The organism is Paenibacillus mobilis (assembly GCF_058267595.1).
On sequence record NZ_JBZCMS010000005.1, the window covers coordinates 302,175 to 325,072 of the forward strand.

Consider the following 22,898-nt stretch of genomic DNA (forward strand, 5'->3'; position numbering starts at 1 on the left):
CGACCTTAACCTCTTTCCTCTTCCTCTACTCCAACCTCTGCCCCTCAGGTCAAGCACCGATCTAGGCTTCGAGCTACTTTTTTTGCAATCCACTTCTTCCATCGCTCTGAACCCTGCAAAAGAAAAAAGGCAGCAAGATCCTTTTGTCAAAGGATTTGCCGCCATTTCGTTATCTAATTTTGCAGTTATTATCTATTTCCATTAAGTACTCTTCCCCGAAAAATCCCGCTGCCGCGAAGCCTCAAACAGCAGCACTGACGCCGCCATCGCCACGTTCAGCGATTCGGCCCGGCCTTTCATCGGGATGATGACCGCATCATCCAGCAGGGCCAGCGTGTCCTTGGAAAGTCCCCCGCCTTCGCTGCCGAACACAAGCCAACGCGCGCCGGTGAAATCATATTCATAGCAGCTTTTAGCCGACTGCAGGCTTGTCCCGGCAATGCGGACGCCCCGCTCCTTCGCCTGCGGAAGCAGCTCTTTTAAATCCCCTTCCACAATCGGAAGGTGAAAAAGCGAGCCCATCGTTGAGCGGATGACTTTGGGGCCGTACACATCGGCGCTGCCACGGCCGATGACCACGCCGGCAGCGCCGACGGCGTCCGCGCTGCGGATAATCGTCCCGACGTTGCCGGGGTCCTGCACGCCGTCCAGCACTACCACCAGACTGTCCGGCCGTTCAAACAGCCGGCCAGGCGATACGTTCTCCTTGCGGATCACGGCAAAGACGGGCTGCGGCGTTTTGGTATCCGTGCATTTGGCGATGACCGCCTCCGACACGCCGATCCATTCGACGCCCAGCGAATCGGCCGCCGCCCGCGCCAGCTCGGACGGAATCCCGCGCTCCAAAGAAAAAGCCACGCATTCAATAGCAGCGTGCGCTTTAAGCGCCTCCTGCACCAAATGAATGCCTTCGACGATAAATTTACGGTGTTTATCGCGGTGTTTTTTCTCCAGCAGCGAACTCCATTCTTTTACCCGGCTGTTCTGGGTCGATTCAATTTGCATCGTTCAGTTCACGACTCCTGTTTCTGATATTATTAGCTGTCCGCCCGCATTCATGCAGGCAAAATCGTTTTTTTCGTTAACGATTCCTGAACGGTTCTTGTACGGTTCTTGTACGGTTCTTGTACGGTTCCTGTGCAGTTCTTGCCATTCCCCATTATTTCCCCTGGGTCATCGCCAGTTCCAGCTTCACCAGATCATCCTTTTGCCCGACAACCACCAAAATATCGTCGCTGTTCAAACGATCATTGGCATCCGGGGAAATATTCATCTGTTTGCCGCCTTCTTTTTTGATGGCCATGACATTACAGCGGTATTTGGCCCGCACGTTGAGCTCGATCAGGTTTTTGCCGACCATGGAAGGGGTTGCCTTCAGCTCCAAAATGCTGTATTCGTCGGAAATTTCGATGTAATCGATGATGTTCGGCGAGGTCAAATGATGCGCCACGCGCAGCCCCATATCCCGTTCCGGATGGATGACCTTGTCCGCACCGATCTTGCGCAGCACCTTGCCGTGCAGCTCGTTTTGCGCTTTGGCTACAATGACGGGACCGCCGAGGTCTTTCAAGATCAGCGTAGTCAAAATGCTGGCCTGAATATCCTGGCCGATCGCCACGACCACTACGTCAAAATTACGAATCCCGAGCGCCCGCAGCGCTTCTTCATCCGTTGAATCCGCCGATACCGCGTGCGTAACTATATTGGCTACTGCCTGAGTTCTGTTTTCGTCCGAATCAATGGCCAGAACGTCAAATCCCATTTCGCTTAACGACCTGGCCACGCTTAGTCCAAACCGTCCCATACCGATGACGGCAAACTGTTTTTTGGGCATATTCTCTTCACCTGCAGTTCTTAATGACCTTATTATGACATTCAGCTAAGTATAACATAATCCAAACGTTACTTGTATTTCCGCCGCAATTTGAGGGTAAATTAAAATCGCTGCCTGATGCGCAAGAAACAAAGCGAACACCCCCGCCTTGCGCCGTTGGGACAGCTTGAGATGCAGCACCGCTTTAAGCCTGGCTTTCCCCATAAAGCTACCGCTGAAAAGCATTACTTCGAACCATGAGGAGGACGTCATCATGGCTATTATGATGAGCTTGAGAGAAGCGGTCATGCACAAAATGCACGGCAACGATCTTAAAGGCCTTCGTTCGATGATTGAAGGATCCGTTGACGCCCAGGAGGCGGCCCTGCCCGGCCTTGGCGTAGCTTTCGAGCTGATCTGGAAAAAAATCGACCCGGCCAAAAAAGACGAACTTGTCGCCGTTTTGGACAGCGCATTAAAAGCTTCTTCCGCATCGAAGTAAAACAACAAATCCCTCTTCCGGCCTTAAACCGGAACGAGGGATTTTGTTGTTTATCATCAAGGCGCGGTTTCCAGGAACTTCGCTTCCGGAAGTTTCTCCATCGCCGTGCGCATGGCGTATTCGTTTTCGAACAGAACCACATAGTTTTCTTTTTTGTCCTTCACCAGTACGGAATTGATCCGGAACTTCGAAGGGTCCACTTTATCCATCACGATCCAGCGGGCGAATTGGTAAGGCATGCGCTGAAGCAGCACGTCTACGCCGTATTCGCCTTTCATCCGGTATTCGAAGACCTCGAACTGGAGCTGGCCGACTACGCCGAGCAAAATATCGTCGAAATTGACCGTCCGGAACACCTGAATCATGCCCTCTTCGGTCAACTGGTCGATGCCTTTCTGGAACTGCTTCGATTTAAGCGCGTTTTTGATGCTGACCTTGGCAAAAATCTCCGGCGAAAACGTCGGCAGCTCGTCGAAGACGATGTCGCTTTTTTCGCTCAGGGAATCGCCGATCCGGAAAATGCCCGGATCAAACAGACCGATGATGTCGCCCGGATAGGCTTCATTGACGATATCCCGATCCTGCGCCAGGAACTGCTGCGGCTGAGCCAGCTTGATGTCCTTGCCCGCGCGGACATGTTTGACCGTCATGCCCCGTTCGAACTTGCCGGATACGATCCGCAGGAACGCAATCCGATCGCGGTGCGCCGGGTTCATATTCGCCTGAATTTTAAAGACATAGCCGCTGAACTTTTCGTCTGTCGGCTCCACAACGCCGGCCGTACTTCTGCGAGGCTCCGGTTTGGGCGCCAGCTCCAGGAAGTTCTCCAGGAACGTCTGCACGCCGAAGTTGTTAACCGCACTGCCAAAGAAAACAGGCGTCAATTCGCCTTTCATGACTTTGTCGTAATCAAACGGATCGCCTGCCACGTCCAGCAGCTCCAAATCCTGGCATAGCTGATTGTGCAGGTATTCCCCCGCGATTTCCCCGATCACCGCATCCTCGTAACCGTCGACTTTCCGGACCTGAATGGTGGAGTGGTCATCGCCCTGGAACAATTCGACCTGGTTTTTCATCCGGTCATACACGCCGGAAAGCTCGCGGCCCATGCCGATCGGCCAGTTCATCGGCACGGAGCGGATGCCCAGCACGTTCTCCAGCTCTTCCATCAGCTCAAACGGGTTGCGGCCTTCCCGGTCTAGCTTGTTGATAAACGTAAAGATCGGAATGCCGCGTTTCGCGCAGACCTGGAACAGCTTGATCGTCTGCGGCTCGACGCCTTTGGCCACGTCGATCAGCATGACCGCGCTGTCCGCGGCCGTCAAAGTGCGGTAAGTGTCCTCACTGAAATCCTGGTGACCCGGTGTATCCAAAATGTTGATCCGGTGTCCTTTATAATCAAACTGCATCACCGATGACGTAACGGAGATCCCCCGCTGCTTCTCGATTTCCATCCAGTCGCTTGTTGCGTGTTTGCTGGCTTTTCTTGCTTTAACCGAACCTGCCAGACGGATGGCTCCGCCGAACAGCAGCAGTTTTTCCGTAAGGGTGGTTTTACCCGCGTCCGGGTGGGAGATGATGGCAAACGTACGGCGTTTGTCCACCTCTTGCTGCAGCACATCCAAAGCTTTGTTCATTTCTTCACGGTTCCCTTCATTCCTCAAGTATTGCGAACGCACATGTAAACATATTGTATCATAATTTGCGGGTCCGGGCAGGAAAGGATTTGCTGCCCATCCCGGCGGAACATGCCTATGCGCTCCATCATATTGCCCGTCGTGATTTCAGGCCGGCTTTTCGTTGTCCGGCTGCTTCGCTCCTGCATCCGCTTAAGCTTTGCGCTGTTTCTGCTTACATCTCCCGCACCGCTCCTATCTCTTATTCCGTATCAGGATGAACCTTTTAGGCGAAAAACATCCCCATACGTTAAGCGTATGAGGATGTTTGCGCACAGGTTCATATTCCTTTTTAGCCTGCAGACCGCTTTGCCTAAACGGCGCTCAATCCGCCGGCTCCCAGATGACGTTGTCTTCCTCCTGACCGTTGACCGGCCACCATTTGAAGCCGTCTTTGGCGAGCAGATCGTGGGTGGCCTGCGGTCCCCAGGCACCGGCCGGATAGGTTTCCAGCTTCGGCGTGCCCTCTTTCCAGGACTTCGCGATTTTATCGATAAACGACCAGGCCGTAGCCACTTCATCCCAACGGGTAAAATACGTCGAGTCGCCGTTCGCCGCGTCATGTATCAAACGCTCGTAGGCTTCCGGAGAGTTGATGCCGACCAGGCAGCTTTGGCAGAACTCCATCGCCGTCGGTTTGATCTCGGACTCCGTGCCCGGATTTTTGGCATTGATTTTAATATAAATGCCTTCCATCGGGTTAACCCGAATCACCAGCAGGTTCGGCTCCAGCGAATGTTTTTGCCCGAGGTACACGTTGTTCGGCATGTTTTTGAACTCGACGACAACCTCGGTCGTCTTCACCGGCAGGCGTTTGCCCGTCCGGATATAAAACGGCACGCCGGCCCAGCGGAAGTTATCGACGAACAGCCGCGCTGCAAAATACGTTTCCGTATCGGAGTTCGGGTCGACCTTCTCCTCTTCCCGGTAGCCCGGAAGCGGTTTGCCGTCCCTTTCTCCCGCGATGTATTGACCGCGCACCACGTTTGCGCCGACTTCCTCGTTGGTGTTGTAGTGGCGCAGCGAACGCAGCACCTTCACCTTTTCGTCGCGGATATCTTCCGGCAGCAGCCGGCTTGGCGGTTCCATCGCAATCATCGTAAGCATCTGCAGCATATGGTTTTGCCCCATGTCGCGCAGCGCCCCCGCATGGTCGTAATAACCGCCCCGTTCCTCGACGCCTACCGTTTCGCTAAGCGTGATCTGAACGTTCGAGATATGCTTGTTGTTCCAGAGCGGCTCAAAAAACGCATTCGCAAAACGGATCACTTCAATATTCTGAACCATCTCTTTGCCAAGATAGTGGTCGATGCGGTAAATTTCTTCTTCCTTAAAGACTTCGTTTAGCTCCTCGTTCAGCTTTTCGGCTGAAGGGAGGTCGTAGCCAAACGGCTTTTCAATGACCAGACGGTGCCAGCCCGCGCTGTCCAGCATGCCGCCTTTCTTCAAATTCAGCGACACGCTGCTGAACAATTCCGGCGCCAAGGCGAGATAGAACAACCGGTTGCCGGGGATGTTAAATTTCCGCTCCAGCGTTTCCGTATGCTGCTTAAGCTCCACATAACCGTCCAGATTGTTGATGTCCAGCGACTTGTACTCAAAATGCTCGGCAAAACGGTTCCATTCTTCTTCATCTTTGATTTTGTACCGGCAGAACTCCGTGATGGACTCCCGCAAATCGTTTCTGAACTCTTCAGGGGTGCGCGGCCGGCGGGCTACGCCAATCACGGCGAAATCCTCGGCTATTTTCCCTTCGCGGTACAGCGAGTAAATTGCAGGATAAAGCTTGCGGTGCGCCAAATCCCCGGTAGCCCCAAAGATAAAAAAGGCCGTTCCCGGCGTTTGCAGCGTTTCAACATTTTGATTATCAGCCATGGCTCCTCATTCTTTCTATAGTGGATTAGAATAATGAATTGATGCCTGAATCCATCTCCAATTCTGAAATAGATTCGCTGCCCTGCAAAAACATGGATATGCCCATCCAAATATTTACGTGATGTATTTTAGCATATCCCAAATCCCGACTCCAACTTCTTCCTGTCCCTAAAAAGATCCCGCCTTAATACTCGATCGTCAGCATCGGCGAACCCCACGAAACCTCCTGCCGGCCCGTTACCGTATCGGTGTGTGACGCCATTTGCAGACCGGCTTTGCGGCCGTCAATCAGCGTCGTAATGCCGAAGGAAGGCACTTCATAAGTGCGGGAAACCGTCGTTCCGTCTTCAAAAGAGTCGATGGTGTCTGCCCGAAGTCCCTCCGCCCCCTTCTCCATTTGGCTCAGCATGATAGAAGCGTCTTCGGAAGCGGAAGCCTGGCCTTCGTCTTCGTGCGAAGGGGTTGAGGCGTCTTCCTTGGCGGCAGGGGCCAGCCCCTGAACGGAAGCGTTCCATTTGGCGTCCACGCCGTTTTGCAGTAAAACGGATCCAGCCTCATGCTGCTGCTGAACAAGCGCTTCAGCCGCCGATGCCTCCGCCTCCATCCGGTAAACCACATAGAGAGCGCCGTTTACTTCCATCAAGGAAAGTTTACCCATTATGCCGCCCTTTAACTCCTCTGCCGCATATACCTGGTGTCCCTGCACGTTTTCCGCTTTCGGCGAGGACAGTCCCAGGAGGCCTGCGAGCTGCTGCGCGGCCGTCTCGGCCTGCAAGTCCGTGTTCCAGTTCCCCTGCCACTTCACAACCGTATCCAGCTTGCCGGCAACCTGTCCCCGGCCCAGCTTCAGCAGCTGCCGAAGCTGCCCGTCAGCCTGATCGAGCTGCTGTTCATCCAGGCCAGATTGAGCGGCTAAAGCCGCTTCGCTGGCCGCAGCGTTATTTTTCCCTTCCATAGGACCAAATCCGACAACAAACATAAGGACCATTACCAGACTAACCATAAGAATCATAATCATGACGGAATGCCGCGTTTTCATCCTTCTACCTCCGGTCCGGCCGGGTCCTGCCCAGCCGCGTATAGTAATCTATGAGACTAGCATTGACCGGATTAAGAGATTGTATTCATAGGCTGCGGAAAAAGGATACAGAAAAAAAGAGAGAGCCGCGTGGCCCTCTCCTTGTTCATCCCTGCCGCTTTTAGCGGGCCCAGCTTTGTTTGACTGCCGTGACCGTCTCGCCCGTCTGAATGGCCTGTTCGATCATCCAGCCCAGATAACAGTCCTGGGCCGCTTCTTCCAGCCCGTAAAAGGCCGGGCCGCCGGCAATATAGTCGGACATTTTTTGCAGGCAGGCCGTAATCGCGATTTCATCATCGTACAGCCGGGCCGGTGCAAACGGGTTCGTATAAAGCCACTGCTCCCCGCATAGGATGCCCTGCAGGAAATAACCTTCCGCATTTTCGTATTCGCCTTTGTTGACCCGCTTAAGCTCAAGCTGCTGCTGAATTCGGTCTTCCGGCTGGACAAGCACGCGCTGGTCAAATATTTCGCCCCGCTCGCCTCTCACGGACAGATGGTTCGAACGGATCCAGGACCGGTGCTGGTCTTTCGTAAAATCATAGATGCCCAGCGCATCCCCGAAATCAAGCCAGGCCAAATCCCGCTGCATGGGCACGATTTTGTCCTCCTGCGGCGGGCCGCTGCGCGTCGGTCCCTGAACCCACCGCGAATCGAAGCGCATTCCTTTGATCCGGACTTCTTCAAACGACTTTCCCAGCATCCTGCGGATCAGGCTGGCGGCATGGTACAGATGGGAAATGGAAACGGTAGTTTCCGTTATTTTCCCCAGCTTGCCGGAACGGATTAGCTCCAGGCGCGCCTGCTGAACGGGGTGGAACTGGTATTGTTCGGCCACCTGAATCCGGGCGTTCAGGGCGGATGCACGCGCCAGCAAATCCTCAAGCTCGGCCAATCCCGAAGCCGGCGGCGTTTCCGCCAGCACCGGAATCCCCAGCTCGGCCAGCTTCAGTAAATAGTCGGTGCCGCTGCCGCCTACGGACACGACCACAAAATCCGGCGTTTCCTTCGCTAACAGCGCCTCCAAAGTCCGGTAAGCGGCGGTTCCCCAAAGCGCCTCCATTTGTTTGCCTTTGGTCTCGTCCCGAACGACCATGCCGCTGACCTGGAAGCGATCCGGCAAAGCCGCAGCAATCCGCAAAAAATATTGCGCCCTGAAGCCCGCTCCGCCTATCAGGCTGAATTTGACGGGCCGGATCTGCCGTTCTGCACTGCCGGGTTTTCCGTCTATCTTTCCGGTTTGATTGTCCACTGTTTATACTCCTCCTCCGGCCCCGTCCCCGCTTTGAACGGGAACCGTATTTTTCCGCCCCGGCAGCGAATAAGCCGACGCGGCGGCCAAAAATCCGTTCCGCGTATAAAAAGGACTGGCCACGCTTAAAGGCAAATCTACTGTTTTGCCGGTTATGGCCGCTTCATAGATTGCCGTTATCAATTCCAGCGTTTTCCGGCCTTCCCGGCCGTCGATCAGCACCTTATTCGTCCCGCCTTCGATCGCTTCCAGCACGTTGTCCACTTGTCCGGCAAGGCCGTCAAATTGCGGTTTCTCCATCCGGTCCATAAACTGCCCGATCTCTTCCTCCAGCAGCGGGTTGCGGACCGGAAACCCGTCCTCGCCCGCAAGGGAAGCGTAAACCTTCCAGGGGGACGAAACCCTGGCCCGCTCCCCCTGAAAAACCATCTGCCTCTCTTCCCCGTGATGCACCACTGAACTCGTAATCTGGGCGAGAGTGCCTCCATCATAAGCAAGAATGGCAACGGAAAGGTCCTCCACCTCCGAATTGGCATGGGAAGTGTTGCTGATGACCGCCTGAACGGAACGGGGCATGCCCAGCATCCACTGCAGCAAATCCATGTGATGGACGCCATGATTCAGCGTGCAGCCGCCGCCTTCCCTTTCCCAGGTGCCCCTCCACCAGACGTCATAATAGTTTTGGCCTCTCCACCAGAAGGATTCGACCTGGGCATGCACGATCCGGCCGGGCAGGCCGGAATCCAGCACAGCCTTCAGCTGAATATTCGGTTCACGGAACCGCTCCTGCCCGATGACCGACAGGACACAACCGGAACGGGCCTGGGCCTCCAGCATCCGGTCGCATTCCTCCAGCGACATCGCCATCGGCTTCTCGACGAGCACATGGACGCCGGCTTCCAGGCAGTGAGCCGCTATCTCCGCATGGGTATGCGGCGGCGTGCAGATCGAAACCAGATCGAGCCCGCCATCCTTCAGCAGCTCCCGGTAATCCTCGGCCAGCCGGCAGTCGAGCCCGAATTTCTCCATGAAAGCGGCAGCTTTCCGGATGCGGGGATTGGCGAGCGCAACCACGCTGCAGCGGCCGCCGAAGGCTGCATACGCTTTCAAATGGGCCTCCGCAATAACGCCGGTGCCGATGATTCCTACCCTGATCATCTTTTCCCCTCCTTGAAACATCGCTACTTGATTAAGTCCGTAGGGTTTTGTCCCGTAATTTTCTTGAACAAGGTGCTGAAATAAGGAATGTTTTTGTAGCCCACCCGCTCGGCTACCTCATAAACCAGCATATTCCGTTCCAGGAGCAGCTCCCGCGCTTTTTCGATTCTGACCCGGGTCAGATAGGTATTAAACGTCTCGCCCGTAATATTTTTAAAAATAATAGACAGATGATTCCGCGAGATATACACCATATCCGAAAGATCGGCCAGCGTGACGTCCTCCGCGTAATGCTCATGAATATAACGGGTCATGAAGTCCACGATTTGTCTGTGCTTGCTGCTGCCTTTCCATTGCCGGTCCTGAAAAATGCCGGTAATTTTGCCGGACAGCCATTCCTTCAATTGATCCGGATCGGCAAGATCCGTCAGCTCTTTGGCCGTTTGGTCGCTCGAAAAAAGCTCCTCCAGCGCCAGGCCCGACTCGTACAGGGAATAAGTCAGGATCCCCCATAGCTCGCTGCCCAGCAGCTGCACGTAATCCCGGGTAATCTGCTCCCTGCTCGCTTTCAGCTCGGCGATATATTCGGCCACCAGCTGGATCGCCTCCGCCTCTTGGGAAGCTTTTAACGCGCCAGCCAATTTGTACAGGAATTTGGCCGGGAACAGCGGAACCGATTCCTGCTCCGGCTTCCGGATTTCGGCAGGATACCGGTATAAATCGTAACCGGCGCTTAACCGCTCCTGCTTCAGCTCAATCGCCTGGAACGCTTCGTCCGTCGAATCGGGGATTTCGGACCAGCTCTCTTTGATTTTGCCGACGCCCACGCGAACGTCCAGCTTCAGGCAGGTTTTGATGCTGTCGATCAGCAGCATGCCGACCTCCCGCAGGTTTTGTCCGACATTGGCCGGCTCGGCGGCCCCGATGCGGGGATGCACGATCAGCAGCGCCCGGGTGCTGTGAAGCTCCGTATATTCAAGGTCCGGAAAAACCTTCCGCACCACCTCGCAGGCGATGTTGCCGATTGCAAAGCGGAACAGATTCCAGTCGGAGACGGACAGCTTCCGCGTCCACTCGTTTCTCACCAGATCGATGCCGATCGTGACGTGGTCGACCTCGGTCCAATAGGCATAAGGTGCGGGCAGATAAACGCCGCTGCTCCGGGCCTTTTCCAGCGTGCCGATCGCCGCGGATCTGACCCATTCTTTTTCGATAAAAGGTTTGTACTGCACGACGGTCTGCTCCATCTCCAGCCGCTTCAGCCGGTTCTCTTCTTCTTCCGTCAGCTCGTCGATCACTTTGGTCAAAATCGCCTTTAAGGTCGGCACGCTGATCGGTTTGGAGACATAATCGCTGACCTGGTATCTGAGCGCCTGTCTGGCATGCTCGAAATCCGAATAACCGCTTAAAATAATGATTTTGCCGTTATATCCTTCTTTCCTGATCTTCTCTATCATGTCGAGCCCGTTCATCTCGGGCATATAAATATCGGTAATGATAACATCCGGCTGGGAAATGCGGGTCATCTCCAGCCCGTCCAGACCGTTCAGGGCTTCCCAGGCCCACTCCGCCTGGAGCTCATCCCACGGAATTACCCGTTTCATCCCCTGCAGCACGTGGCGTTCATCGTCCACGATGGCAATTTTCCACACGAAGCTTCCCTCCCTTAAATTCGTCAGACTTGACCAAGTATACGGGGGTGCCTTTCGACTTCATCATATCAACGATCTCACGCCGTTAAAAGACGAAAAATGCACGATCTGTTTCAGAATAATACGGGTTTGGAAAGGTCGGGCGCCCCTTCCTTGTCCGGCGGGCCGGTCAAAACCGGCAGGGTGATCTCGACCCTTGTTCCCCCTTCCTCCCGTTCCGTGAGCGTTACGCCGTACCGCTGCCCGAAATAACCGTCGATCCGTTCCTTCACGTTACGGATGCCGTACCCGCCGGTACGGCGTTTGGCGCTGTCCGGAACAGACCGTTTAAGTCCCGAGCCGTTGTCTTCAATGGTGACCCGCAAAATTTCTTCGGCGGCCTCCATCCTAATCCAAATATGGCCGTGGGACTGCTTGTTGAAGCCGTGAACGATCGAATTCTCCACAAACGGCTGCAGGGTAAGCTTGGGCATGTAATACACGCCCAGCTCCTCTGGCACTTCAACCGTATAGTCCAGACCGCCGCTACGTCGCAGTTGCTGGATTTCCAGGTAGCTTTCGATATGGACCAGCTCTTCGCTGACCGGGATAAAGCTGTCTCCGTTGGACAAGCCGATCCGGAACATCCGCCCCGTCAGCTCCAGAATCCGGCTCAGCTCGTCCTGTCCGGCTTCGATCGCCATCCAGTTGAGCTGGTCGAGCATATTGTACAGAAAATGGGGATTGATGTTGGCCTGCAGCGCCTCAATCTCCGCTTTCCGCTGCTGCTCATAGCGGCGCTGCAGGGAAAGGTACAGCTCTTCGATCCGCTCGTTCTGCTTGCGGTAGCCGGCGAATAAGTAACCGAATTCGTTCTCGTAATCGGTCGGCAGGTCCGTTTGCTGGCCGCCGACGGAATACATCCGCATGGCGGTGACCAGCTTTTTGATCGGTTTCGTAAACTGCCGGCTCAGGAAGTGGTTAAGCAGCAGCACGAACAGCACGGACGCCAGGCCGATCAGGCCGATCACCTCCGCCAGCCGGAAGCTGCTGGCCGTAATCTGGTTCCAGGAGCTGACCTCGATCAGCGTCCAGTTGGAATTCGGCAGCTTGGAATACACGAGCAGGGAGTCGCCGACATTTTTGCTTTTGGGGATATGGACGTAACCGGACTCCTCCCTGGCGGTGTCAATCCACCCGTTCAGCTCGTCCTGCTCCGGAACGCTGCCGATTTTGAGCAGCTGCCGCCCCTCGCCGTCCGTCATCATCCGGTTCATGGCTTCGGAATGGCCGGCCAGAATGGACTGGATTTCCTTGGCTTTTACGTGGATGACAAGCACGCCCAAATAAGTGTTTTCATACATGATTTTCCGGCCGAAGCTGAGCACCGGAACGTTCCCCTGAAAGCTGGGCACCTCGTGTTCTTCCGACCAGGCGAAATCGTTTTTCTCCAAATATTTCGACAAATCCCACTTGCTCAGCTCAGGCAAATCGTGAAATTGGATGTAGCTTTTATCGTCACCCTGAAACGGATCTCTCATATAGAGGTCGATGCCCTGGATCAGCGGAATCGAATAGGTGAGATTGGCCAGCGCATGCTGTACGCCCTGATATCTCCGGTAACGGTCGTATTCGTCCCCTTTCCCGTTGTCCCTTAGAAAAGTAATCAGCTCATTGTCCCGTGAAGTGGACAACGAAATTTGTTCGATCGTGACCAGCCGGGTAGTGATTTCGTTGTTCAGCTCGTCCAGCAGCTCCTGCTGGTAGTGCGAGGTGGTGCGGACCAGCGCTTTGGACGACAAATTGTAACCCGTCCAGGCAACCAGCGCAATGATGACGATAATCAGCAGACCGTAGCTTTGGAAAAACAAGCGGTCTATGCGGAATTTCTTAAAGGGATTAATCAAGGGCCGCTTCACTTCCTTCCGGACAATTCAAACGCAGCAAACGGTAAAGCGCATACATTCCTCCGCTTTACCGTCCCCTGCAGGTTTTGAATTCACTTTATCCCTTAATTCCCGTAGTGGCAATCCCTTCGACAAAATACTTTTGCAGGAACATAAATACCAGCGTGGCCGGAACAATGGAAACCAGCGACATCGCCAGCAGCTGGCCCCATTCCTCGCCGGATTGGGAATCATTGATCATCCGCAGCGCCAGGCCTACCGTATATTTATCCACCGAGTTGATATACAGCAGATGGCCCAGGAAATCGTCCCAATTCCACAGGAAACAAAAGATCGTCACGGTGACGATGGCCGGTTTGGCCAAAGGCATAACTACCCGCCAATAAATGCCGAACCAGGAGCAGCCGTCAATCTTGGCCGATTCATCCAGCTCCTTTGGAATTCCCCGGACAAACTGGATCAGCAGGAAGACGAAAAAGGTGCCTCCCGCCCCGCTCGCCAGCAAATGCGGCACGATAAACGGAAGATAGCTGTTCACCCAGCCAAGCTGATGGAACAAAGCATATTGCGGAATGATCAGGACCTGTCCCGGCATCATCAGCGTCAGCATCAGCAGGGAAAACCAGAATTTTTTCAGCGGAAAATCCAATCTTGCGAACCCGAATGCCACCAGCGTGCAGGAAATCAGCGTTACGATCAATACCGCGGCTTCAAGCTTAAAGGTGTTCAGGTAGAAATCGGTGAACGTATGGCCGGGAATCGCCTTCCAGCCTTCCGTAAAATTGCTCCACGTCGGCGCTTTCGGGAAAATGCTCGGCGAGCTGAGCTCCTTGCTGCTTTTGAAGGTGGCGCTAATCCACCAGACAACCGGATAAACCATGACAATGCTGAACACGATCATAAAAAGATGGCGCACAAACGGCTTCCAGGTTTGGGTCATTTCCGGTTCCTCCCTTCAGGTTCGGTTTCATAGAACACCCAGTACCGCGAAGTGCCGGCAATCAGGAGTGCCGCGGCCACGATGATCAGCAGCATGACCCAGGCCAGCGCCGAAGAATAACCGAGCTGATACTGGCTGAACGCCCGTTCGTACAAATATATCGCATAAACGTAAGTGGCGTTCATCGGACCGCCTTTTGTAATGACGAAAGCCGAAGTAAACATTTGAAAGGAGTTGATTACCGCCATAATCAGGTTGAAATACATGATTGGCGACAGCATCGGCAGCGTGATCCGGAAAAACTGGACAAACTTGTTTGCGCCGTCCACCGAAGAGGCTTCGTAAAGATCGCCTGGAATCTGCTTAAGCCCGGCCAGAAAAATAACCATCGTTGAGCCGAACTGCCAGGCGGCCAGCAAAATCAGCGTCCACAGCGCCGAATCGGGACTGGTGATCCACCCTTTCCCCTCAATGCCGAAAAAGCCGAGCAGTTTGTTAAAGATGCCGTCCACGCCAAAAATATTCCGCCACAGCAGAGACACGGCAATACTGCCGCCGATCAGCGACGGGAAATAAATCGCCGTCCGGTAAGCGGTAATGCCTCTGACGGCTTTGTTGAGCACCATGGCCACCAGCAAAGCGGCGATCAGCTTTATCGGTACGGAAGCGATTACATATTTGAACGTGACGCCCACCGACTGCGTAAATTTCGGGTCATTCGAAAAGATGCGTTCATAGTTGCGGGTTCCTACCCAGTTAATCGGTTCCAGCAGCGTATAGTCGGTAAAAGAATAATACAGGGACAAAAACAGCGGGTAGGCCGTCAGCAAAAAGAACCCGAGCAGCCAGGGCGATATGAACAGGTACCCGGTTAAGGCTGTTTTCCATTTGCTGCGGGAAGAGCGGCGCGTTTTCGCTTGCGGTGCCGCTTGGGGCAAGGCGGCTGCGGTACGGTTCATGCAGAATCACTTCCTGTAGTCAATTTTATAATTTAACTATATAGGGTTGCCGGGCCGCGTTAAATGAGGGGAATGTTTGAATTCTTTCAAAATATAACGAAAAAAAACAGCCCCACAACGTGGGGCCGCTCCCTGCTTGCAAATCCACTCCTGCCGGTTAAAAAATCTTTCTGCCCCGTTCGTCGGGAATGCCGCTTCTCCGGTAGAAATACGTATTGATCCGGTCACGCCACTCCTTGGCATGCTCGGCCTGCTCTTCCAGCCGGTCCGCAACCTGCCGGTGCAGCCCTTCCTCCATGGAACCTTCCAGGGAGCCCCAGGTTTCCACCAGGCCGGCGGCCCGTTCCGCGCCTTCAAAATGCGTGTCGTAAATATGCTGGATCACCGTTTTTCCGGAATGAAGTTTATGGGTATAAGGAACATGGTGAAAAAACAGCAGCAGCTCATCAGGGCAGTCTGCAAGCGATTCATATATTCGGAAATTGGGTTCCTCATACTGCGTCGTATAGCCGGTGCCCGTGGCTTTCGTCCGGTCTACGCCAATGCCCTGCCAGTCCGCAAAATGATAGGTGCCCCACATCGAATATTCGTAGCCCTCCACATTAGGACCGTAGTGATGGTCGGGATTCACCATAAAACCTACGCCCAGCGGAGCGGTATAAGACTCGTAAATGCTCCAGGAATCCAGCAGCAGCGTTTTTGCGGTTTCGATCAGCTTGGCGCTGCCGTTGCCAAATGTCAGCTTGAGCCATTCCCCGGCAATTTCATCGGCGGTTAACCCGGGATTCCAGGCCAGCCGGCCGTAGCCGTAGAGATTGGCCTGGGCCAGCAAATGGCCGGTCCAATTGGCGTCGCTGCCGATGTTCGAAACGGCGGCAAACCCGGCCAGATTGCGGCCGTGCAGCTCCCCGCTGGCGATCCGCCGGACGGTGGAACCCTCTCCATGGATGTGGGTATCGAAATCCAGGATTTCCTTCCACTGCGGAACGAGATAACAGACATGACGCTGCTGGCCGGTGTATTCCTGAGTAATTTGCAGCTCCAGCGTCTGGTTGGTGGACGGCATGGCCCCAAGCAGCGGCGATACCGGCTCGCGGACTTGAAAATCGATCGGGCCGTTCTTAACCTGCAGGATGACGTTGTCCATGAACCTTCCGTCCAGCGGTTTGAAATGATCGTAAGCCGCTCTCGCCCGGTCAGTCATCCGGTCGCGCCAGTCCTGCTTGCAGTTGTAGACGAAGCAGCGCCAAATCACGATGCCTCCGTGCGGCTTCAGCGCTTCGGCCAGCATATTGGCCCCGTCGGCATGATCGCGGCCGTAAGTGAACGGGCCGGGCCGGTTCTCGGAATCGGCCTTGACCAGATAACCGCCGAAATCCGGAATCGCGGCGTAAACCTCTTCCGTCCGGCCGCGCCACCAATCGCGGACCTCCGGGTCCAGCGGATCGGCCGTGGACAGCTCGCCCATCTCCAGCGGGGCCGCATAATTTACGCTCAGGAACAGCTTGATCGCGTAATCCCGGAAGATAGCGGCAAGACCGGCCACTTCTTTCAACAACGCAGGCGTGATCAGCAAAGTTTCCTGCTTATGGACATTGACGTTATTGATTACGATACCGTTAATCCCGGTAGAAGACAGCAGCCTCGCATAATCGCGGATGCGGGCCGTCTCGGACGTGATCCGGTTATTTTCGAAAAAGATCGATTTCCCCGCATATCCACGCTCGATGGAGCCATCCATATTGTCCCATTGGTTAATCATACGGAGCGGATTCACAGGCTGCTCCCGGATGTCCAGATTCTCGACCGACTGCCCGGTTCCAAGCAGGCGCAGCAGATGAAACGCGCCGTATAAAATGCCGGCCGGCGAAGGCGCGGCGATAAAGATTTCGCCGGACCGGACATCCGACTTGAGGGCATATCCTTCGGCTCCAAGTCCGCCAAGCCCGGCCTGGATTTCCGGCGTTGCCTCCGTAAAAATCCGGTCCAGCCTGCCGTTTTCGCCCAAAAGGCCTAGGACGATGCGAAAAGTCGATTTCGTTTCCGAAGATTCCGGCGCATTGGAAACTTCACTTTCCTGAACAATCGTTACGGAACGCCCTGTCAGCCCCTCTAATCCTCTCTTCAGCTCCTCGGCGGCCGAACGAATGACACCGCTCCCGCCGCTGCCAGGATCGGGTCCGGTTACTATGATATACCGAAAATTCCCGTTCAAAGTCTCGCTTGATTCAGAGCGGCTGTCCGGCGAAAGGTCCGGCTGCTTCTGCTGTTCCGTTCTGCGGTATGAAAGCCAAGCTTGATAACCGCTTTCCAATGGATTCTGTTGCGGCGTGCTCATGGTCAATCCCCCTTAATGGCTTATTCTGCTAAATCCAGTGAAACTCATGATGCCCGGAAATAAAATGAACCGGAATCTCCGGAAATTGAATGCGAAGCCTGCCCGCCAGCAGCCTCATGCCCGGCTCCTCGCTTTGGGCGTGTCCCAGCAGCAGCAAAGCTTTGGGCCTGCCCTGAAAGCAGGCATCGCGCACATACTCCGGGGTTTCCCATTCCGGCCCTTCCCCGGCGATGATCAAATCCAGGCGTTCCTGCTCGAACAGCGGAATCGCCAGGGAACCGCCGCCGCGGTATCCGACCAGCAGGCCGACGCGCCTGCAAGTCATGGACAAGTTTCCGACGGCACGCAGAAACGGAATGCCGAGACTGTGCTTCGCATGTTCGGCCACCTCCCTTAAGGAGGCGGGCGGAATTTCGGCAACGGCCCAAGCCGGCTGTTGATCGGCAATGCAGCTCTCCCAGCCTAATTCCCGGATCAGTCCAGCCGTTATTCCGTCGGGCCGGTAGCGATGAATATGGTCATGCAGCCGGTAAACGGCAAGTCCGGACGCTTCAATCAACTTCCGTTTTCCGGCAAACACCGGGTCCCGGAGCACGTCCTCCCCGACGGCCGGATGGTGGCTGTAGAACAGGCCTTCATGCGTGATTAATAAATTGGCTCCCAGAGAAACGGCACGGTCGATAACGGCGTGAGTCGCAATAAAAGCGACGGCGATTCCGGTGACCTCCCTCGCCGCGGGCTCGCCCCCTGCCAGGAAGCCGTCCACCGTATTCTCCAGCCTGCCGGCCGGTTCCGTGAGCCAGGCTATGATTTCGTCCATGGGTATGCCCAAATCCTCACCCCGCTTGCAAGGCAAGGCCCGGAACCATAGCGGTTCCGGGCTTCCCGTGCTTATCTTATTTTTCGTAGGCCGTCGAAGCGGCTTTCAGCTCATCGAAGGCTTGCTCAGGCGTTACCTTCTTGAAGCTGAGCTCGTCGCGTACCAGCGCCCAGTCCTTGTCGATGAAATTCGTCCAGCCGCCCGCGCCGGCTGTCCAGGTTTGACCGTCCGGTTCCGTGGCGCGCAGCAGTGCAAGACCGGCCTTATCGAGATCGCTCATCGTCGATTCCAGCAGCGCGGCGTTGTCTTTGTTTACCGGCAGACCCCGCGAGGTTTTCAGCACTTTTGCGGCTTCGGGATCGTTCAGCAGCCAGTTCACGAACTTCTTGGCTTCCGCCTGCTGCTTGGAGTCAGCAGAAACGGCCAGGAACATGGAAGGTTTGATCCATCCTCCGGCTTCCGTAGAGCGCGGCATTGTAACCAGCGCATAGGCGCCCGGCTTCAGGCTGTCCCAGGAAACCAGATTGTTGGAGAAACCGTAGCGCATCAAAATTTTGCCGCCGACCATGAGGTCCATTTGCGGGTCGAATTCCTTATCAGAGGCGTTTACGTCCGCCGGAGGAACCAGCCCTTCGTTGCGAAGCTCTTCAAATTGTTTGGTCCATTCCAGGAATGTGCCTTGGTCGATGTTGAAATGTCCGTCGTCCGTAACGACAGGTCCTTTGCCCTTGCTGTACTGGAACGCCGAATACATAAAGTAATTGCCGGCATAGTCGAGCGTAAAATATTGGCCGCTAGGCAGCTTGGACTTGGACTCCTTGGCCAGCGCGAAGAAATCGTCCCAGGTCCAGCCGTCCGCCGGGCTTTGAATGCCCAGTTTATCCATGGCGGCTTTGTCATAGATCATGCCAAAGGCAACCGAGCCCATCGGAATCGCATATTGTTTGCCGTTAGCCTGGCCGCCGACCAGCAGATTCGGATCGAATTTGCTGACGTCGACATCGGTCGAGGACAATTCAGCCAGCTGATTGCGGCCGGCCCAGTCCGGTACCCAGCCCGGATCCAGCTGGATGATATCGGGCGCGTTTTTGGCGGCAGCCTGTGTCGATAATTTGTCCAGATAACCTTCCATGCCGGAATATTCAGGCTCAAAAGTGACGTTCGGGTTATTTTTCGTATACAAGTCCAGCGCGGCCAAAGTGGCTTCGTGCCGGTCCTGAGAACCCCACCACATGATACGCAGCTTAACCGGCGAGCTTCCGGTGTCCCCGGAAGACGAATCCGTCTGGCTTCCGGTACCGGAGTTTGCGGATGCTCCGCTGTTTCCGGCATTATTGGAACCGCAGGCCGTCAAGGCGCCTATCAGGGTAACCATGAACAGAATCATAAGAGAACGCTTCCATTTCATCATTCGTTTAACCCCTCCGTAAATGATCTTTTTACAGTAACAGCATAACAACTGCCGGCTTTGGTTGGTATAAGAGCAATGCACGATTTATTATAAAATCGTCCGATTTATTTGTTCGGCGCCGGGCCGCCCATCTCCCTTTAGTCCCTATTTATCCGTGCAAACCCCGAGCGAATATCTAAGCAAAAAAAGACAGCCGCCCGGGGACCCGAGCGGCTTATGACCGGTTACATTCTTCATTATTAATCTAATATTATGAGAAAAGGATTATTCGGCAAGCCCGTTTTTATAGGCGTAAATTGCCGCCTGCGTCCGGTCCTCCACCCCAAGCTTCGCCAAAATGTTCGTGACGTGGAACTTGACCGTTTTGACCCCGATGATCAGATCATCCGCGATATCCTGGTTGGATTTTCCTTGGGCGAGCAGTCGCAGCACGTCCATTTCGCGTTCGGTCAGCTCCTCATGGGCCGGTGCCGCTGGCTTGGGCTGGCGGAAACGGTTCATCATTTTGGAAGCCACCTGGGATTCCAGCACGGACTGGCCCCGGGCAGCGGCGCGAATCGCATCGGCGATTTCCGTCGCCCGCGACGTTTTCAGCAGGTAGCTAAAAGCGCCGGCTTCGATGACCGGGTACATTTTTTCATCATCCAGATAGCTGGTCAGCACAATAACTTTGCAGTCCGGATACAGCTTCAGCAGCTGCCGGGTCGTTTCAATGCCGTCCATGCCTTCCATCACTAGGTCCATCAGCACCACATCCGGTTTATATTCCGTCGCCAGCCTGATGCCTTCTTCCCCGCTGCTGGCTTCCCCGACAACCTCGATGCCGTCTTCTGTGCCCAGCACCGCGGCCAAACCGATCCTTACCATCTCATGGTCATCCACCAGCAAAACCTTAATCGGCGTCTCAAGCTCCATTCTGCACGTCATCCTTTCTTTCTTCGATTCCCGTCAGCAGCGGGACCGTGATTTCAATCCTTGTCCCTTTGCCCGGCGCGGTAATAAACTGAATGGAACCGCCGATTTCCCGGACGCGCTCCTGCATATTGGACAGGCCGTAGGAAGCCTGCTTCGCTTCGTCCAATTCAAAGCCCACCCCGTTATCCCGCAAAATCACCCGCACCGAATCGCCCCGTCTGAAAATCCGGATTTCCATCCGTTCGGCTTTCGCATGCCGCAGCGTATTGGACATGGCCTCCTGGATGATGCGGAACAAATGGTTTTCGATGCCTTTCACCAGTCTGAGGTCCCGGTCCATCTCCAGCACGATATCCATCGGCACTTTCGTTTTAAGCTCCCGGACAAGCTCCTCGACGCCCTGCGTCAGCTCCTTGCCCTCCAGGTAAACCGGGCGCAGGTGCAGCAGCAGCGCGCGCATTTCCGACTGCGCGACCGAAGCCATCTCCTCGATCAGCTCCACCTGCCGCTCGGCTTTGTCGAAATCTTTTTCCAGCGTCCGCCTGACCGCCGTCGCCGTCATCGAAATCGCGAACAGCTGCTGGGACACCGCATCGTGCAGCTCCCGGGCCAGCCGCTGGCGCTCTTCCACAATCGCCGACACCCTGGCCTGCTCGGCAAGCTGGGCGTTGTTCGTGGACAGCCGCTGCAGCGACGTCACCTGCTCCTCCCAGCGTTTGCCGAGCCGCTCGATCTGCTCGCCCAGCTGCCCGACCTCGTCTTCCCCCAGCTTCGGCACCGTACGGGACAAATTGCCTTTCTCCCATTGCAGCAGCGAGCTCCGCAGCAGATCCAGCCTGCGTTTGATGCGGTAAACGTCATAGAAACCATACGCAGCCCCCACGGCGATCAGAACCGCCGCCAGCGTTAATCCCGCAAATAAAGCCTGCTGCCAGGAGCCGCTCAAATTCAGATAGCCATATGTATTCAGAACATACAAAATCACGGCCAGCAAAAAGATGGACAGGAGAATCCCGTCCCGCATGCTGCGTGAAACGATGTTCACCGGCTTTTTCCTCTTCATCGGGCCAAGTCCTCCTGTCAGTTATTAATCCGTATATCTACGTCCCCCACCAGATAAGAGACGATAATTTTCACTTTTTGTCCGCTTTGCTCATAGTTCGGGGAACGCCAGTGAATCCGGTTCATAAGCCCCGTGTCCGATTCCCTGCCCAAACCGATCCTGCCGAAAAATACAAACGCATCGATTTCAATCCCGTAATCCTCGGACAACACAAGGTCGAGATCGCCGACGATGCCCTGGAACATCAAAATATTGTCCCCTTCCTCCACGATGGCCAGCGTCAGGTCGACGTCCAGCTCGCCCAGCACATGCATCATGCCGATATTGCGCAGCACCCAGGGATCCCGGTCCCAATGAATGCTTTGCACAAAGTTGTGTTTCTGCATATAATCTTTGCCCGGCCGGGCCTTTCTGGCTTTGGCATAAAACACCGCAAGCGAAATAACCAGAATGGTAATCACAAGCAGCAGGTGATCGAGCAAAATAATGCCGCTGCCCACCGCCAGCAGGACGTAGCCTGTTTTGACGTCTTCCCCTTGCCGGATCTTATATACGCCGTATACCAGCAAAACAAGTGCGACAATCGTAAAGAAGCCCATCCATTTAAAAGCAATCAGAGCGATGCCGATCATCATCAGCGTTATCGCCCACATCCGGGTTCTGTCTCTCATGCCGCACCTCCTCTGGCTGTAATTGAACTGTAGAAAAGCCATAACAGCACGCCTTCGTGCCGTATGGCTCCCCTGTCCGTACAGAATCCCGGTCCGCCCGCCGGTTTACAGCGGCAGCAGACGGACCGTCCATGCCTGTACAGCATAACATATTTATGAAGGTTCCTGAATCACTTATTCCTCGGATTTTGAAGCCGGTTTGCTTTCACTTCCGCCGTTCAGCTTCGATTTCAGCGCGTTCAGCTGTTCTTCTACCTTCAGCTGTTTTTCGGCGTCAACAGGGCTTTGGTTGTAAAGGCTGCTGCCGGAACCGCCGTATGGCGTACGCATGACGTCCGCTTCGGCCTCCAGCTGCATGATTTTCTCCTCCATCCGCTGGAAGCCGAGCGAAGCGCTGCCGCTTTCGATCGTATGCAGGCTGCTGATGGAGGACAGCTGTTTCTTCGCTTTCGCCATCTGCGCCCGGGATACCAATTCGTTGCGTTTGTTGCGCAGCTTGTAGAATTCGTCCTTCATGTCATGCAGCTGCTGCTTCAGGTCCTGAGCATGCAGTTCGGCCTGCGTATGAAGATCATAGAACTCGGCCTGCTTCTGGTCGTAGTAGATTTTTTCCTCCAGCAGCTTGCGGGCGATCTCCTCCTGACCGTTGGTCAGAGCTGCTGCGGCCTGGCTTTCGCGCTGTGCGGAGATGCGGACCGCTTCATCCAGACGCTGCTTCATGCGGCGTTCGTTCGCCATCTGTTTGGCTACGGTTACCTCCGCCTCGCGGATTTCAGCCTCCATGTCGCGCAGATACTGGTTCAGCATTACGATCGGATCTTCCACTTTGTCCAGCAGTTCATTGACGGACGCTTTTGTAATATCCTTAATTCTTTTAAATACTCCCATT

19 protein-coding genes are annotated in these 22,898 nt (G+C 54.9%); 1 reads left to right on the top strand and 18 read right to left on the bottom strand.

What is annotated here, in order from left to right:
* Positions 1-201: 201 nt before the first annotated feature.
* Positions 202-1,005, bottom strand: a complete 804-nt coding sequence (locus AC3ZPD_RS12180) for a TrmH family RNA methyltransferase (RefSeq protein ID WP_490984562.1) — start codon at positions 1,003-1,005, stop codon at positions 202-204.
* A 154-nt stretch (positions 1,006-1,159) separates the two neighbouring features.
* Entirely contained in the window at positions 1,160-1,834 is a 675-nt protein-coding gene (locus AC3ZPD_RS12185; protein ID WP_490984563.1) for a potassium channel family protein, read from the bottom strand.
* 253 nt (positions 1,835-2,087) lie between these two features.
* Between AC3ZPD_RS12185 and sspI the strand changes: the two genes are divergently transcribed.
* Positions 2,088-2,315 carry a small acid-soluble spore protein SspI gene (gene sspI / locus AC3ZPD_RS12190; RefSeq protein ID WP_490984564.1) on the top strand — a complete coding sequence of 76 codons (228 nt, stop codon included), beginning with the start codon at positions 2,088-2,090 and terminating at the stop codon, positions 2,313-2,315.
* A gap of 56 nt (positions 2,316-2,371) precedes the next feature.
* Here sspI and AC3ZPD_RS12195 read toward each other — a convergent pair whose 3' ends face one another.
* From AC3ZPD_RS12195 to AC3ZPD_RS12270, 16 genes are all read right to left on the bottom strand, one after another.
* On the bottom strand, positions 2,372-3,952 hold the full coding sequence (locus tag AC3ZPD_RS12195) for a peptide chain release factor 3 (protein ID WP_490984565.1): 1,581 nt from the start codon (positions 3,950-3,952) through the stop codon (positions 2,372-2,374).
* 363 nt (positions 3,953-4,315) lie between these two features.
* The gene (gene zwf, locus AC3ZPD_RS12200) at positions 4,316-5,866 is read right to left on the bottom strand and encodes a glucose-6-phosphate dehydrogenase (RefSeq protein ID WP_490984566.1); all 1,551 of its coding nucleotides are present in this window, start codon (positions 5,864-5,866) and stop codon (positions 4,316-4,318) included.
* A gap of 184 nt (positions 5,867-6,050) precedes the next feature.
* The gene (locus AC3ZPD_RS12205) at positions 6,051-6,905 is read right to left on the bottom strand and encodes a hypothetical protein (RefSeq protein WP_490984567.1); all 855 of its coding nucleotides are present in this window, start codon (positions 6,903-6,905) and stop codon (positions 6,051-6,053) included.
* A gap of 160 nt (positions 6,906-7,065) precedes the next feature.
* The gene (locus tag AC3ZPD_RS12210; RefSeq protein WP_490984568.1) at positions 7,066-8,196 is read right to left on the bottom strand and encodes a Gfo/Idh/MocA family protein; all 1,131 of its coding nucleotides are present in this window, start codon (positions 8,194-8,196) and stop codon (positions 7,066-7,068) included.
* A 3-nt stretch (positions 8,197-8,199) separates the two neighbouring features.
* On the bottom strand, positions 8,200-9,354 hold the full coding sequence (locus AC3ZPD_RS12215) for a Gfo/Idh/MocA family protein (RefSeq protein WP_490984569.1): 1,155 nt from the start codon (positions 9,352-9,354) through the stop codon (positions 8,200-8,202).
* A 23-nt stretch (positions 9,355-9,377) separates the two neighbouring features.
* Positions 9,378-11,006: a response regulator transcription factor gene (locus AC3ZPD_RS12220; RefSeq protein ID WP_490984570.1), complete on the bottom strand. Its 1,629-nt coding sequence runs from the start codon at positions 11,004-11,006 to the stop codon at positions 9,378-9,380.
* A gap of 113 nt (positions 11,007-11,119) precedes the next feature.
* Positions 11,120-12,892 (bottom strand): cache domain-containing sensor histidine kinase, encoded by a 1,773-nt coding sequence (locus AC3ZPD_RS12225; protein WP_490984571.1) that lies wholly within the window; start codon positions 12,890-12,892, stop codon positions 11,120-11,122.
* A 97-nt stretch (positions 12,893-12,989) separates the two neighbouring features.
* Positions 12,990-13,832, bottom strand: coding sequence for a carbohydrate ABC transporter permease (locus tag AC3ZPD_RS12230; protein ID WP_490984572.1), 843 nt, complete (start codon positions 13,830-13,832; stop codon positions 12,990-12,992).
* Complete coding sequence (locus AC3ZPD_RS12235) at positions 13,829-14,791, bottom strand: carbohydrate ABC transporter permease (protein ID WP_490984573.1); 963 nt, start codon at positions 14,789-14,791, stop codon at positions 13,829-13,831. The genes AC3ZPD_RS12230 and AC3ZPD_RS12235 overlap by 4 nt, the downstream gene beginning before the upstream one ends.
* A gap of 157 nt (positions 14,792-14,948) precedes the next feature.
* Positions 14,949-17,129 (bottom strand): alpha-glucuronidase family glycosyl hydrolase, encoded by a 2,181-nt coding sequence (locus tag AC3ZPD_RS12240; protein WP_490984574.1) that lies wholly within the window; start codon positions 17,127-17,129, stop codon positions 14,949-14,951.
* A gap of 28 nt (positions 17,130-17,157) precedes the next feature.
* Entirely contained in the window at positions 17,158-17,961 is an 804-nt protein-coding gene (locus AC3ZPD_RS12245) for a Nif3-like dinuclear metal center hexameric protein (protein ID WP_490984575.1), read from the bottom strand.
* A gap of 64 nt (positions 17,962-18,025) precedes the next feature.
* Complete coding sequence (locus AC3ZPD_RS12250) at positions 18,026-19,360, bottom strand: ABC transporter substrate-binding protein (protein ID WP_490984576.1); 1,335 nt, start codon at positions 19,358-19,360, stop codon at positions 18,026-18,028.
* Positions 19,361-19,624: 264 nt separating this feature from the next.
* Entirely contained in the window at positions 19,625-20,275 is a 651-nt protein-coding gene (locus tag AC3ZPD_RS12255) for a response regulator (RefSeq protein ID WP_490984577.1), read from the bottom strand.
* The gene (locus tag AC3ZPD_RS12260; protein WP_490984578.1) at positions 20,265-21,338 is read right to left on the bottom strand and encodes a sensor histidine kinase; all 1,074 of its coding nucleotides are present in this window, start codon (positions 21,336-21,338) and stop codon (positions 20,265-20,267) included. The genes AC3ZPD_RS12255 and AC3ZPD_RS12260 overlap by 11 nt, the downstream gene beginning before the upstream one ends.
* A gap of 17 nt (positions 21,339-21,355) precedes the next feature.
* Positions 21,356-22,009, bottom strand: a complete 654-nt coding sequence (liaF, locus tag AC3ZPD_RS12265) for a cell wall-active antibiotics response protein LiaF (protein ID WP_490984579.1) — start codon at positions 22,007-22,009, stop codon at positions 21,356-21,358.
* Between the two features lie 174 nt (positions 22,010-22,183).
* Complete coding sequence (locus tag AC3ZPD_RS12270; RefSeq protein WP_490984580.1) at positions 22,184-22,897, bottom strand: PspA/IM30 family protein; 714 nt, start codon at positions 22,895-22,897, stop codon at positions 22,184-22,186.
* Position 22,898: the final 1 nt, after the last annotated feature.

Excerpts from the sequence above, each read along its gene's own strand:
- liaF (WP_490984579.1), bottom strand. The coding sequence starts at position 22,009 with ATGAGAGACAGAACCCGGATGTGGGCGATAACGCTGATGATGATCGGC.
- AC3ZPD_RS12240 (WP_490984574.1), bottom strand. The coding sequence starts at position 17,129 with ATGAGCACGCCGCAACAGAATCCATTGGAAAGCGGTTATCAAGCTTGG.
- AC3ZPD_RS12235 (WP_490984573.1), bottom strand. The coding sequence starts at position 14,791 with ATGAACCGTACCGCAGCCGCCTTGCCCCAAGCGGCACCGCAAGCGAAA.
- AC3ZPD_RS12250 (WP_490984576.1), bottom strand. The coding sequence starts at position 19,360 with ATGATGAAATGGAAGCGTTCTCTTATGATTCTGTTCATGGTTACCCTG.
- AC3ZPD_RS12195 (WP_490984565.1), bottom strand. The coding sequence starts at position 3,952 with ATGAACAAAGCTTTGGATGTGCTGCAGCAAGAGGTGGACAAACGCCGT.
- AC3ZPD_RS12260 (WP_490984578.1), bottom strand. The coding sequence starts at position 21,338 with ATGAAGAGGAAAAAGCCGGTGAACATCGTTTCACGCAGCATGCGGGAC.
- AC3ZPD_RS12255 (WP_490984577.1), bottom strand. The coding sequence starts at position 20,275 with ATGGAGCTTGAGACGCCGATTAAGGTTTTGCTGGTGGATGACCATGAG.
- AC3ZPD_RS12185 (WP_490984563.1), bottom strand. The coding sequence starts at position 1,834 with ATGCCCAAAAAACAGTTTGCCGTCATCGGTATGGGACGGTTTGGACTA.
- AC3ZPD_RS12270 (WP_490984580.1), bottom strand. The coding sequence starts at position 22,897 with ATGGGAGTATTTAAAAGAATTAAGGATATTACAAAAGCGTCCGTCAAT.
- AC3ZPD_RS12205 (WP_490984567.1), bottom strand. The coding sequence starts at position 6,905 with ATGAAAACGCGGCATTCCGTCATGATTATGATTCTTATGGTTAGTCTG.
- AC3ZPD_RS12180 (WP_490984562.1), bottom strand. The coding sequence starts at position 1,005 with ATGCAAATTGAATCGACCCAGAACAGCCGGGTAAAAGAATGGAGTTCG.
- AC3ZPD_RS12230 (WP_490984572.1), bottom strand. The coding sequence starts at position 13,832 with ATGACCCAAACCTGGAAGCCGTTTGTGCGCCATCTTTTTATGATCGTG.
- AC3ZPD_RS12215 (WP_490984569.1), bottom strand. The coding sequence starts at position 9,354 with ATGATCAGGGTAGGAATCATCGGCACCGGCGTTATTGCGGAGGCCCAT.
- zwf (WP_490984566.1), bottom strand. The coding sequence starts at position 5,866 with ATGGCTGATAATCAAAATGTTGAAACGCTGCAAACGCCGGGAACGGCC.
- sspI (WP_490984564.1), top strand. The coding sequence starts at position 2,088 with ATGGCTATTATGATGAGCTTGAGAGAAGCGGTCATGCACAAAATGCAC.